Source organism: Streptomyces coeruleorubidus (genome assembly GCF_028885415.1).
Lineage (GTDB): Bacteria > Actinomycetota > Actinomycetes > Streptomycetales > Streptomycetaceae > Streptomyces > Streptomyces coeruleorubidus_A.
Genome location: NZ_CP118527.1, coordinates 7,585,050 through 7,597,865 on the forward strand (window position 1 = coordinate 7,585,050; position 12,816 = coordinate 7,597,865).

Genomic DNA, 12,816 nt, shown 5'->3' on the forward strand with positions numbered 1-12,816 from the left:
TGAAAAGGTGGACCAGAATTCATCGGAGGTCAATGGTTTGCCGTGTTGCTGTTCGGTTGCGTACGGCGATCAGTGGCGGTGTTCGTGGTCCGGGTGGGAGGGGTCGCCGGGGTGTTCGTGGCCCTCGGCGTACACGACGTCCGCGCGGGCGCGGTCGAGCCAGGCGAAGAACGCGCGTCGGGCTGCGGCGTGGCGTAGTTCCCGCGTGATGGCGTTGCGGACGTGCTCGTAGGGCTGGATGTCCGAGGGGGTCGGTTCGTCGTAGGGATCGACGCCGCGGCGCAGGGCATCGGGGGTGAGGAAGCGGTCCCGGTTGCGGTCGTAGTAGTCCCGTACGGCCGTCTCCGGGATGTGCTGCTCGCGTTCCAGGTCGGCGACCAGGGCTCGGGCGGCCGGGGAGTGGGCCAGGGCTGCCGCGACGATGCTGCCCAGGTCGGCGACGTCGGATTCGGGGACGGTGAGCAGGTGCATCGGCAGGACGTCGCGTGGTGGGTCGAGGCCTCGTTCCGCGCAGGCCCGGCGGGCGAGTTCGTCGGTGACGATGACCTGCGTTGCCCAGCGTCGTCGTTGGCGTTCTGCGCGGGCGGAGAGTGCCGCGGTGTGTTGTCGTGCGTGTGCGGCGGTGTTGTGGTTGCTCGCGCAGTTCCCCGCGCTCCTAAAGGCACTGGCGCTCAGGAAGGCTTCCACGTGCTGCTTGGGGATCGGGTCGCCATGGACGGTGGCCGCGTACTCCTCCGTCATGGCCTCACCTCCAGCTCCACGGCCTTCGTGTAGGCCACACAGCCGTGCCAGGCCACCTTCGCCATCAGCCAGTACGAACCCGGTGGGATCGCGTCGCCGTCCACCTCGATCGCGGGCTCCAGTTGCTCCCCGCCGGGCACTGTGAAGCCCTGGCAGCCCGGGGCGACGCCGGGCCAGGTGCCCCAGGAGGACACGGCCCACAGGGTGCCGTTGACGGGACCGAGGGTGGTGTTGCGCAGGGTCACGGGGACCCGTGCCCGCTCGCCCCGGCGCACGGACACCCGATCAACCCCCAGATCCGTCACCAGGGTCGGGCCCCTGTGCCCGCCCGGCACGTCCAGGGCCACCACGTCCTCGTACGTCTGGCCGCCGTAGGAGAGCCGGGCGGCGAGCCAGTGCCGGCCGGGGGCGGGGTCCGGCGGGGGTGTCACCGTGATGTCCGTGAGGGTGAAGCCGCCGGGGCCGAGGGTGTACGGCAGTTCGGCGGGCTCGGTGCTCCAGCCGGGCGGTACCTCGAAGGCCACCGTGCCCGACACCGGCGCGTCGGTGAGCTCCGAGGAGACGCGGACGGTCGCGGTGACGGGGCCGTCGGCGGTGAGGGCGGTGGGGGAGAGGTACACGGCGACCGGCATGTTGCCGCGCGGGGCGGGGCCGGAGTTGTGCAGCCAGTAGCGGGTGGCGACGGGCTGGGCGGGCTCGTGGGCGGCGATGCCGGGCCCGGCCGCCTGGTGGGGCGGCCGGGCGGGCGTGGCGAGGAGGGTGGCGACCTCGAAGCCGGTCAGGTCGACCTCGAGGCCGCCGGTCTCCCCCGGGGCGAGGGGCGCCCCGGGCCTCTCCAGGACGTCGGCGCGGGCGCCCGCCGCCCATGCCGACGGCCCGGCCACCCGTGCCCGTACCGGCCGGCCGTCGACCTCGTGCACGCGGACGACGAGGCCCCGCCCCGGATCCACGGGTGCCTCGCTGCCCCGGGCCAGCGGGGAGCCGAGCGGCTTGAGCGCGTCGAGCAGCACCTCGCCGGCGGGTTCCAGGCCGAGCAGGGTCGCCTGCCTCGGCAGAGCATCGGAGGACTGGGCACCGGAGGACTGTCGCAGCCGTGCCGTCAGCGGACGGTTGTACGCGTGCCCGGCCTGCGGCAGCCGCAGTTCGCGCCAGTCGCCCGGGCCCGCGACGACGGCGTACTCGAAGGTGTGCGACCAGCGCTGGAGCTGGAACCCCGAGCCGTCGGGGGCGGTGCGGCGCGGTGGATCCACCCAGATCCCGGAGGGCCAGCCGGTGCAGGAGCGCATCAGGGACATGTAGAGGTCGCCGGAGGCGGTGACCACGCAGCCGGGCGTGCCGCGGTTGAGGACGGCGAAGCTGCGGCCGTCCCAGGCGTCACCCGGTGGCAGGGCCTCGCCGCCACCGGCGGCAGTGGCGCTCACCGTGAAGTCGTCCAGGTCGGCGACGATCGCGTCGACCGCCTTGGCGTCGTCCTCGGGGCGGGCGCCCGCCACCACCAGCAGCGGCAGGCGTTCCAGGTCGCGCAGATCGGCCCCGGGGATCCACTCCTCGCGCAGACAGGCGCGCGGCGCGATCCACACGGCGGCCACGCCCCGCTCGGACAGCTGGCGCTTCAGCTCCCGCCCGGCCGCCGGGTCCCAGCCGAGCGCCTCGGCGACCACGGCGTTGCGGTCGGGGCCGCCGACGGCGATCCGGAGGTCCGGGAGGTTGGAGTCGACCTCCAGGTCGCCATAGCGCGGGCCGCCCGCGATGGTCGAGGTCGCCGTGACCCCGGCGCGGACCAGGGCCGCGGCGAGCGGGGTGCCGAGGTCGCCCGCGATGTCCCAGTCGGGGTAGACGAGTTCGGCGACGCCGATCGAGCGGTGCCCGAGGAGCACGCCGGAGTCGTCGTGGACGGCGACGCGGGCGGTGGAGCCGAGACCGAACCAGGTGTTGGCCGGGTTGTCCAGCGTCCAGGGGAACCGTTCGCTGTCCACCTCGACGAAGCCGAACCCGCGCCCGATCACCGCGTCCGCCACCTCGTGCACCGGCAGCCCGCCCAGGACGTCCGAGGGCCAGCGCACCCGGATCAGCCGGTCGGCGCCGTCGTACCCGTCGACGGTCGTGGTGACGTCGAGCCGGTCGACGCCCTGCCACAGGGTGAGCCGCTGGGTGCAGCGGAAGAGGCCGAGGTCGGCGGTGACGGTGATGCGGGAACCGGCGGGGGAGTGCTCGACGCGTACCTCGGCGGTCACGTCCCGGCCGCGGGCCGCGGTCGTGCCGGTCGGGGTGAGGTGCCAGGGGCCCTCGCCGAAGCGCGGATGCCTCGGGTACTCCTCCTGGACGACGATCTCGTTGCCGATGTCACCGGGGCGCAGCAGCTCCCGGCCGCCCTCGGTCAGTGCGCGCAGACTGCTGACGCCACCGCCGCGTGCCGGGTCGACCGTCACCTCGTAGAACTCGTTGCGGATGGTGAGGCCCTCGCCGGGCGCCCAGCCGGGGACGGACCCCTCGGCGAGCGGGAGCGCCGTGAGGCCCATGCCGGGCACCTCCGGGACGACGACATGGAGCCGGCCGTCCTCGCGGACCGCGGGGAGCCCCCGGGGTACGAGACCCGGGTCGTCGACCGTCAGCACGTCACGGCGCTCCCAGGTCGCGGAGTTGAACACGACCAGGTCGGGGCCGTCGCCCGGAGCGACCTGGTCGGCCAGGGCCTGGGTCGCGTCGGCGTGCACGCTCACGGCCAGATCGTGCAGCTCCCGCCAGCCGGTCATCAGGTCGATGTAGACCTGGTCCGACTCCGAGCCGGTGATGGCGTCGTGGTGGGCGCCGTAGACGAGTTGCCGCCAGGCCTTGTCCAGGGCCGCGTCCGGATAGGGGCGGCCGGTGACGAGGGAGGCGAGCGTCGCCCAGGCCTCGGCGTCGGCGAGGAGGGTCTCGCCGTACCGCTGGGCCTGCTTGGTGTCGATGTAGGAGACGTCCTTGCCGGTGTAGACCGGGTTCATGTCGCGGGTCTGGGGCGATGCCTTGCGGCCTTCCGTCTCCAGTTCCGCGCGCACGGCGGCGAAGAAGTCGCGGGGGATCGCGCTGACGAAGCGGGGCCAGACGTACCGGGCGTTCCAGTCGCGGTGGATGTCCATGACCCAGCGGCACGGCGGCGCGTAGTCCCCGCCCACCGGGAGCAGCACGTTGCGGGTGAGGGCGACCTGCTTGAGCCGCTGGAAGAGCTGGTACGCGGCGGCCTCCGCCTCGGGCAGGGTGGGCGCGTTGTCGATCGCCCAGCCGGCGCCGTAGTGGTTGACCATGTACGCGGTGAGCAGCCCGCGTCCCGAGGGGGCGATCCAGTCGAACTCGGCAGGGAACTGCATCCGGCCCGGGTCCCTCGGCTCCTCGCCGAACACCGACAGCGTCGGCCCCCACTGGTGGAACGGCCCGCGCGCCCACGAACTGGAGCCGACCCCCGCGTCCGCCATCAGCCCCGGGAACTGCGGGTCGTGCCCGAAGGCGTCCAGCTGCCATGCTGTCTCCGGCGAGGCGCCGATGATGCCGCGCTGGAAGCCGTCGCCGTACAGGGCGTTGCGGATCGTCGCCTCCGCGCCGGTGAGGTTGGTGTTGGGCTCGTTGTAGGTGCCGCCCATGATCTCCACGCGGCCGGTGCGGATCAGCTGCCGCAGGAAGGCGCGTTCCTCCGGGAAGGCGTCCCAGTAGGGCTTGAGGTAGTCGACCTCCGCGAGTACGAAGGTGTACGCCGGGTCGCGGCGGGCCAGGTCGCAGTGGGCGCGGACCAGGCTCATGCCGGACTGGCCGCGCGAGTCGAAGGTGCGGGCGGGCAGTCCGCTGGTCGCCGGGTCGTCGGCGACGTCCCAGGTCTCCGTGTAAGCGCCCTGGGTGTTCCACCAGACGGGGTCGTAGTGGAAGTGGCTGACCATGAACATGGTCCAGCCGGGTTCGGCCGCCGTGAACTCGCCCGTGCGGGAGGTGACTTCGTCGCCGTCCGCGGCGGTGACCGTGATCTCGCTGCGGTCGCCGGGGACCAGGTCCTCGCCGGTGACGGGGACTTCGGCGCGAACGGTGCCGGACTCGCCGACGGTGGTCCGCGTGGTGCCGGTGAGGCCCGGGCCCTCGACGGTGAGCCGCACGGTCCGGCCCGGAGTGTGGCTCAGCTCGACGGTCACCACCTGGCGCGGCTGCTCGGTGGTCCCGGTGAAGAGCTCGGTCGACTCGACAGAGGTGACGCGCATGGGGCTCCTACGAGTGCTCTGGGGGAGCCCCATCCTGCACGGCAGGAGTGACTCAAACAACCACCTTCACGTCAACTTGGTGGTTCATCCATGCACGCTCGGCCACCTCACCTGGACCGCCGGGACTTCACCGCGTGCTGCGGCGTGATGTGGTCGGTCAGCGCCAGCGAGGCGCTCGCGCGCTGGTAGGTGAGCTGGGCGACCCGGACGTACAGGCAGTCGACGAGCATCAGGACGGAGTGCCGGCTGCTCATGCTCTCGGCCCGGAAGCTGGTTTCCGAGGAGGACGAGATGAGCCGGATGTCGGCGGACCTGGACAGGGGCGAGCGCGGATCGGTCGTCAGGGCGATCGTGGTGGCGCCGCGCTCCTTGGCCATCTCGAACGGTTCGAGGGTCTCGCGGGTCGCCCCGGAGTGGGAGATGCCGATGGCCACGTCCGCCGGGGTGAGCAGGGCCGCCGAGGTGGCGGCCGCGTGCACCTCGGTCCAGCCGCGGACCGAGCAGCCGATGCGGAACAGCCGGGTCTCCGTCTCCTGGGTCACCGCGCCGCTGCCGCCGACGCCGTAGACGTCGATGCGCCGGGCGCGGGCCAGGGCCTGGGCCGCGCGTTCGAGCGCGTCGAGGTCGATCCGGTCGATGGTCTGCTGGATGGCCCGCAGGTCCGCCGTGCCGACGACCTGGACGACCCGTTCGAGGCTGTCGTCCGGGGAGATGTCGGGACCGATCTCGGCGGTCCCCCAGTCGGACACCTCGCCCCGGCCGCGCTCCTGGGCCAGTTCGATCAGCAGGTGCTGGTAGGAGTCCAGCCCGATGGCCCGGCAGAAACGGGTCACCGTCGCCTGGGAGGTGCCGGTGCGGCGGCCCAGCTCGGCGGCCGAGCAGTGGGTGACGGCGGCCGGATCCTCCAGGATCAGCTCGCCGACCTTCCGCAGGGAGCCCGCCAGCCGGGGCAGCTCGGTACGGATCAGTGTGGTGACGTCCGTGGGAGGCATGGGGAGAAGGTATCAGCCACCCTTCGGGACGCGGATTGAATACCAGGACCCGATTGAACCCCGAGAGCCTGCGTGATTTATTGATTCATCGAAGGGGAAGTGTAGGGTGATTCAATCCATCAGTGGGGAGTGTGTCGCGTGTCCGTCGAGTCTGTGAGCGCCCAGGGGTTCGCGCGCGAGAGCCTCGCCGTCCTCCAGCAGGTCATCGAATCCGCCCAGGGCGACGTGGCCGCCGCCGCGGACCTGGTCGCCGAGTGCGTACGCGCGGACGGTGTCGTCCAGGCCTTCGGCACGGGCCATTCGCAGGCCCTCGTCCTCGAACTCGCCGGTCGCGCAGGCGGATTCGTCCCCACCAACCGGCTGAGCATCGCCGACCTCGTCCTCTACGGCGGTGAGGACCCGGCCGTGCTCGACGACCCGCTCCTCGAACGCCGGGCCGGGGTGGCCGCCCGGCTCTACGACCTGGCCGCCCCGCATCCCCAGGACCTGTTCGTCGTCATCTCCAACTCCGGCGTCAACAACGTCGTCGTCGAGATGGCCCTGCACGCCAAGGAACACGGCCACCGCGTCCTGGCCCTCACCTCCCTCGCCCACACCCGGGCCGTCCCCGCCGCCCATCCCAGCGGCCGGAAGCTGGCCGACATCGCCGACGTCGTCCTCGACAACGCGGCCCCGCGCGGCGACTGTCTGCTCGAACTGCCCGGCGGCGGCTCGGTCTGCGCCCTGTCCACGCTCACCGGCGCGATGCTGGTCCAGATGACGGTCGCCGAGGCGGCCGGCCGCCTCCTCGCCGCCGGCGAACGCCCGCCGGTCTACGTCTCGGCCAACGTGCCCGGCGGTTTCGAGGGCAACCTGGAGCTGGAGAAGAAGTACGCGGGCCGGATCCGCCGCACCGCGAGCTGAACCGGACCGTGCGCACGGCCGGGGCCATGCGGGGGCCCCGGCCGTTCTCGACTCACTTCACCGGTACGGGCGTCAGCGCGACGGCCAGCGGATAGGCACCTGTCGTCAGCGGCGCCCCGACGGCACCGGACGCCGTGTCGACCGGGACCAGGGCGCCCGCGTCGGCGGTGGTCACGTACGCCGTGCCGCCGTTCCAGTCCAGGGCGACGTCGAAGGCGGACCTGCCGACCGTCACCGCCTCGCCGGGGGCGCCGGTGACCGTGTCGACGGGCGTGACGGTGTCGCCGGTGCTGGGGCTGACCCACAGCGTCCGGCCGTCCGGTGACAGGGCGAGACCGTAGGCCTGGCCGGAGACCAGGAGCGTCGGCTCGGTGTCGTTCGTGGCCGTGTCGATCGGAGTGACCGTGGAACCGCCGGAGTCGGACACGTACACCCTCCTCCCGTCGGGCGCGGCCACGATGTTGAAGGGACTCGGGCCGACGGGGACGGCGGCACTAGCCTTCCGGGTGACCAGGTCGACCGGGGTGACCGTGTTGTCCTTGATGTTGGGCACGTAGAGCGTGCGGCCGTCGGGTGTGATCGCCATGTTCTCGGGTCCGTTGCCCACCTGGACGGGTTCGCCCGTGGTGAGGGCGGCCGTGTCCACCGGCTGGACCGTGCCGTCCCCGTAGTTGGCGACCCAGAGGGTTCGGCCGTCCGGGGTGAGCGCGAGCCCGGCGGGGACCTTGCCGACCGGGACCGTGGCGGTGACCTTCCCCTGCGCCACGTCGATCACGCTGACGGTGTTCGAGCCCTGGTTGGCCGCGTAGGCGGTGCGCCCGTCCGCGCTCGTCACGACCTCACCGGGGTTGGCTCCCACGGCGATCTCCGTCGTCTTCCCCGACGACAGGTCGACCGAACCGACCGACGCCCCACTGAAGTTGGCCGTCAGCGCCCGCGGTGTGCCGGTGCCGTCGGTGACCTGGACGGGCAGCGCGCGGGAGAGGACGCCGTCGCCCGCCACCACGACCGAACGCACTCCGGCGGACGCGCCCTCCCGGGCCGTGACCGTGACGGTCGCGGACACGCTGCCCCCGGCCGGGACCGTCGCGGTGCCCTCGGCCGGCGTGGCGGTGACGCCGTCGGGGACGGTCAGCTTCCAGGAGACCGTCCGGGCGGCGGTGTCGGAGAAGGAGAGAGTCACCCGGGCGGAGCCGCCCGGCTTCAGGCTGACGGACCCGGGCGCGAACGCGGCGTCCACGCCCGGGTCGGGGGCGTTCTCGGTCATCGCCGTGTAGAGGAACCGGTCCATCACGCCCGGGGACACCTGCTGGGGTATCGCGTCGAGTTCCTTGCGCTGGGCCCGGAGCCGGCCCCAGTACGTGGCGACCGCCTCGCTGTCGCCCCGCTTGCCGGCCAGCAGCAGGTCGACGGCCGTCTGGCCCGCGGTGCCGTAGCGGCCGAGCTTGTCCAGCCAGGCCGAGGTCTCCTCGAGGAACCCGGGGTTGTCGAGACGGGCGCGGAGCGCGCCGGGCGTGGCGGCCATGTCGGCGAAGTACGACCGGAGCGCGGCGGCGGCCCGGTCGAGGCCGGAGTCCTCGTCGTAGGCCTTGCGGAACCCGGCGATGAGCGCGCTGAGCGTGGGGGACTCGGTCGCGTCGAGCCGGGACGAGTGGTTGTTCTCGGCGAAGATCCGCAGCCACCTGGCGGCGTCCGGCCCGGCCAGGTCGCGGACGGAGGCGAGGAAGGCGGCCTTCGGGTCGTAGGCGTCCGGGTTCCACAGGTAGGCGGCGGAGGTGAACAGGGCGATCCGGCTGGCCTCGCCCTGGACCATCGGGTTGGCGGTGACCCCGGCCGCCGCCTTCGCCACGCCGGGCTCGCGGCCGGTGTAGGGGCCGAGCAGCAGCCGGCTGGTGACGTAGTCGTTCACCGGGTAGTTGTCCCAGACCAGGATCGGATGGCCGTAGACCTCGCGGGCCTTGGTGACCTGGTCGGCGGTGATGGCGGGGGCGATCACCCCGACGCCGGTCCACTCCACGACCACGGACGGGTCCAGCTTCTCCCGCAGCGCCTTCTTGTAGGGGGAGTCGGCGAGGTCGGAGTACTCGGTGGGGACCATCTCCAGCGGTTCCAGACCGGGGTGGGTCGCGGAGAAGTCCCGCCACACCCGGTTGAGCAGCTGGGCCTGGGCGTCCCCGGCGGCGCCGCCGCCCGTGCCGAACTCCTGCTCGTCGGCCGCGCAGTTCCACTTGGTGTAGCTGATGTCGTCCAGCGGGATCGCGAAGGAGCGCACACCGATCGCGTACAGCGAGTCCAGCTTGCGGGTGAGGGCCTCGACGTCGGCGTCCGAGGAGTAGCAGACGGACAGTCCGGGGGAGAGGGCGTAGGTGAAGCGGACGTGGTTGGCGTCGGCCCGGCCGGCCAGTTCCCCGAGCCGCGCCAGCTCCGCGGGCGGGTACGCCTCACGCCACCGGGCGCGCAGGTAGGGATCGTCCTTGGGGGAGTAGACGTAGACGTTCTGCTTGGTGCGGCCGTAGAAGTCGAGCTGGTTCAGCCGCTCGGCATGTGACCAGGGGGTGCCGTAGAAGCCCTCGATCACGCCGCGCAGCCTGGCCGTGGGCCAGTCCCGGACGGTCACCTCGGGCACGGTCCGGGTGACCAGTTGGCGCAGGGTCTGGGCGGCGTAGAAGGTGCCGGTGCGGTCGGCGCCGGACAGGGCGAGGAGGGTCCGGCCGTCCTTGCGGCCCGAGGCGAGGACGTAGCCGCCGGAGGGCAGCCCGGCCGGGGACGGGGCGCCCAGCCGCTTCAGGGCGGAGGCCGTCGCGCTGCTCTCGCCCGGGCCGCCGAGGAAGACGGTGAAGCCGGGCTTCGCGGGCGGCTTGCCGACCGCCACGATCTGCTCGGCCCCGGCCTCCCGCAGGACGGTCTCGACGACGCGCCGGGCCGACGGGTCGGTCCCGCGGCCGACGACCGCCACGACCCGGTCGGGGACCGTGAGCCGGGCCGGCCCCGCGTGCAGGCTCTTCGGCTGCGGCCACACCTGCGGCACGGCGGTCTTCGGGGGCCGGTCCGGTGCGGCGACCGCGCCCGGCGCCGGCGGGAGGGCGAGGCCGGCGGCCAGCAGCAGCGCGACGGCGGGTAGGCGTCCGAGTCGCCGGGGGCGTCTCACACGAAGGGCTGGGAACACGGGTGCTCCTTCCGGATGCCGCGGGCACCGGCCCGGGCCAGAGAGGAAGAGGTGAATGGAGCCACCGCGTGATGCTAGGGATGCTGAATTGAACAATCAATGGGGCGTGGACCCCAGGCGGGGAGGCGCCACCGGATCTCGTGATCGGCGTCATGTGAGGATCAGGCTGGTCCTCGACGCGCTGCTGCCGGCCCGCCAGAGCGACGACGTGGCGCTGCCGGTCGCGCGGACGCACGCGCCGGGGCCCCATCAGGCCGCCGCGCGGGAGCTGCCCGGCGACCTGGCATTCGTCTCCCGATCCCGCGTAACCGTCACCGGGCAACTGGCCGCCTGGGCCTGGAGGAGCCGGCCTTCGCCCCCCCCGAACTCGTCGCCAGTGTTTCCGTCCGAGCCGTTGACGCGGCCGCTGGGGACTTCCACACTGGCCTGACTGCGTAGTCATAAGCCGTCTGACTGTCCTGCGGTCAATGGTGACTACGTAGTCCACGACCGTCGGGACCCGAGGAGCGCGCATGTCCGCCAGCGGAGCCGAACCAGGCCCCCCGGCCACCGGTGGGCGCCGACGGCGTGGTCCCGGGATGACCGAGGTCGCGCTGGCCGCCGGGGTGTCGCAGAAGACCGTGTCGCGGGTCGTCAACGGCGAACCGCACGTCAGCCCGGAGGTGCGCGACCGCGTCCTGAGGGCCATCCGCGAACTGGACTACCGTCCCAACACCGCCGCCCGCGCACTGCTCCTCGGCCGCTACCGCCGGATCGGCGTGGTCTCGCTGGGCAGTTCGCTCTACGGCCCGTCGACCCTGCTCATCGCCCTGGAGCGGGCGATGCAGCGCGCCGGGTACTCCGTCGCCCTGGCCAGCACCCTGGAAGGGCAGAAGGTCTCGGCCGCCGCGGACGCGTTGCTGGAACAGGGCGTGGACGGCATCGTGCTGTCCGAGCCCATCGACGACGGCACGCCGCTCAGACTGAGCGCGGACGTGCCGGTGGTCAGCCTCGGCGAGGGCGTGGAGCTGACGCCGGGCACGAGTGCCGTGGTCGGCGGCGACGGCGTCGCGGCCGCCCGGATCGCCACCGAGCACCTGCTCTCCCTGGGCCACCACACCGTCTGGCACCTGCCCGGCCCGCAGGACTGGTGGGCCGCCCGCGACCGCCTGCGCGGCTGGCGCGAGGCCCTCGCCGCCGCCGGCGCGCCCGAACCGCCCCTGCCGTCACCGGGCGACTGGAGCCCGGCCTCCGGCTACGCCGCCGGACGGCAGCTCGCCGAACTCTCCGACGTCACAGCCGTGTTCGCCGCCAACGACGACATGGCCATCGGCGCCCTGCGCGCGTTCGCCGACGCGGGCCGCGCCGTCCCCGGCGACGTCAGTGTCGTCGGCTACGACGACATCCCCGCCGCCGCCTATCTCTCCCCGCCGCTGACCACCGTCCGGCAGAACTTCGCCGCCGTCGCCGACCGCGCCGTCGACGTACTGATCACCCTGATCGAGGGCCGCCCAGCCCCGGCCGAACGGACCGGCCAGGCAGTCGAGTTGACCGTACGGGCCTCCACCGGGCCGGTACGCGATCCGGGCCCCGCGCCCCACCCCGCCCCGGCCCCCTGACCGCTTCCGCCCCCGACCCGACCGCCCACACCTGCCGACCGCCGTCGGTACGGCCGCCCCGGCACCCCGCCACCGGCCGGATCCGCCCTGCCCGCGTGCGCCGTCCAGGACCGCCGCCGCACGCGTTGCCCGCACGCCGGGCGCGACAGGCTCGAGCCGCACCACATGAGGAGCCACGTGTGTACCCCCACCAGCCCCCTCCCCTCCGACCCGACGCGCCCTGCTGCGCGGTGCCCTCGGCCTCTCTACGGCCGCCGCACTCTCCGCCTGCGGCGGCGGGAGCACCACGCCCCGCACCTCCGGCGAGGTCACCCTCTCCGTGTGGACCCACGACCCGGGCTACGAGGACTTCTTCTAGGGCCGCCTGATGACCCGCACCCGCATACCCCTCTACGGCGCACTGGTCCTGCTGCTCCTGGGCTTCCTCGCCCCGCTGGTGTGGGCGCTGAGCGGCTCGTTCAAACCGCGCGGCGACATCTTCGGCTACCCGCCGAGGCTCGTCCCCGACCCGTTCACCCTCGCCAACTACCGCACCCTGCTCACCGACCAGCCCTTCGGCCGCTGGTTCCTGATGAGCACGGTCGTCGCCGTCGTCGCCACCACGGTGTCCGTCTACGTGTGCGCGCTCGCCGGCTACGGCTTCGCCAAGTTCCGCTTCGCGGGCAGGAGGCTGCTGTTCAACGTCATGTTCAGCTCGCTGTCGATCCCGTTCGCGGTGATCCTCGTGCCGCTGTTCGTGATCCTCGTCAAGACCGGGCTCGGCAGCCCGTGGTTCGCGCTGATCGTGCCCTGGGTGGCGCCCGCGTTCGGGATCTTCATGATGCAGCAGTACATCGTGCAGTCCATCCCGGACTCGGTGCTGGAGGCCGCCCGGATCCGACGGGGCGAGCGAGTTCGGCATCTTCCGGACCATCGTGCTGCCCCTGCTGCGACCCGCGCTGGGCGCCCTGGCCGTCTGGCAGTTCCTCCAGAGCTACAACAGCTTCCTGTGGCCCCTGGTACTGGTCTCCGACAGCTCCCAGTACACCCTGCCGCTCGGCCTGCAGACCCTGTTCGTGTCCGAGCAACGGCAGTACGACCTCGTGCTCGCCGGAGCCGTCCTCGCCGTCCTGCCCGCCGTCGCCCTCTTCGTGCTGCTGCGCAAACAGCTCCTCGAAGGCCTGTCCACGGGCGCGGTCAAGGGCTGAGACCCGATC

General features: G+C 72.9%; 8 protein-coding genes. 3 read left to right on the forward strand and 5 right to left on the reverse strand.

Features of this window, described 5'->3' with window-relative positions; all coding sequences use genetic code 11:
- Nucleotides 1–69: 69 nt before the first annotated feature.
- The 3 genes from PV963_RS35115 to PV963_RS35125 form a co-directional block, all read right to left on the reverse strand.
- Nucleotides 70–741 (reverse strand): peptidyl-prolyl cis-trans isomerase, encoded by a 672-nt coding sequence (locus PV963_RS35115; protein WP_274820490.1) that lies wholly within the window; start codon nt 739–741, stop codon nt 70–72.
- Nucleotides 738–4,961 (reverse strand): NEW3 domain-containing protein, encoded by a 4,224-nt coding sequence (locus PV963_RS35120; protein WP_274820491.1) that lies wholly within the window; start codon nt 4,959–4,961, stop codon nt 738–740. The genes PV963_RS35115 and PV963_RS35120 overlap by 4 nt, the downstream gene beginning before the upstream one ends.
- 107 nt (nt 4,962–5,068) lie before the next feature.
- Nucleotides 5,069–5,953: a MurR/RpiR family transcriptional regulator gene (locus tag PV963_RS35125; RefSeq protein ID WP_274820492.1), complete on the reverse strand. Its 885-nt coding sequence runs from the start codon at nt 5,951–5,953 to the stop codon at nt 5,069–5,071.
- Nucleotides 5,954–6,091: 138 nt separating this feature from the next.
- On the opposite strand from PV963_RS35125, the gene PV963_RS35130 reads away from it, so the two are divergent.
- Nucleotides 6,092–6,856: an SIS domain-containing protein gene (locus PV963_RS35130; protein ID WP_274820493.1), complete on the forward strand. Its 765-nt coding sequence runs from the start codon at nt 6,092–6,094 to the stop codon at nt 6,854–6,856.
- A gap of 52 nt (nt 6,857–6,908) precedes the next feature.
- Here PV963_RS35130 and PV963_RS35135 read toward each other — a convergent pair whose 3' ends face one another.
- Nucleotides 6,909–9,959: a beta-N-acetylglucosaminidase domain-containing protein gene (locus PV963_RS35135; protein WP_274822204.1), complete on the reverse strand. Its 3,051-nt coding sequence runs from the start codon at nt 9,957–9,959 to the stop codon at nt 6,909–6,911.
- A gap of 641 nt (nt 9,960–10,600) precedes the next feature.
- Here PV963_RS35135 and PV963_RS35140 point away from each other — a divergent pair.
- Complete coding sequence (locus PV963_RS35140) at nt 10,601–11,620, forward strand: LacI family DNA-binding transcriptional regulator (protein ID WP_274822205.1); 1,020 nt, start codon at nt 10,601–10,603, stop codon at nt 11,618–11,620.
- 633 nt (nt 11,621–12,253) lie between these two features.
- Here PV963_RS35140 and PV963_RS35145 read toward each other — a convergent pair.
- Nucleotides 12,254–12,439 (reverse strand): hypothetical protein, encoded by a 186-nt coding sequence (locus PV963_RS35145; RefSeq protein WP_274820494.1) that lies wholly within the window; start codon nt 12,437–12,439, stop codon nt 12,254–12,256.
- A gap of 95 nt (nt 12,440–12,534) precedes the next feature.
- Here PV963_RS35145 and PV963_RS35150 point away from each other — a divergent pair, with 95 nt between their 5' ends.
- Nucleotides 12,535–12,807 (forward strand): hypothetical protein, encoded by a 273-nt coding sequence (locus PV963_RS35150; protein ID WP_274820495.1) that lies wholly within the window; start codon nt 12,535–12,537, stop codon nt 12,805–12,807.
- Nucleotides 12,808–12,816 lie beyond the last annotated feature (9 nt).

Bases quoted from the DNA above. Each gene is read 5' to 3' on its own strand.
- PV963_RS35115 (WP_274820490.1), bottom strand. From the start codon at position 741: ATGACGGAGGAGTACGCGGCCACCGTCCATGGCGACCCGATCCCCAAG.
- PV963_RS35120 (WP_274820491.1), bottom strand. From the start codon at position 4,961: ATGCGCGTCACCTCTGTCGAGTCGACCGAGCTCTTCACCGGGACCACC.
- PV963_RS35125 (WP_274820492.1), bottom strand. From the start codon at position 5,953: ATGCCTCCCACGGACGTCACCACACTGATCCGTACCGAGCTGCCCCGG.
- PV963_RS35140 (WP_274822205.1), top strand. From the start codon at position 10,601: ATGACCGAGGTCGCGCTGGCCGCCGGGGTGTCGCAGAAGACCGTGTCG.
- PV963_RS35145 (WP_274820494.1), bottom strand. From the start codon at position 12,439: ATGAAGATCCCGAACGCGGGCGCCACCCAGGGCACGATCAGCGCGAAC.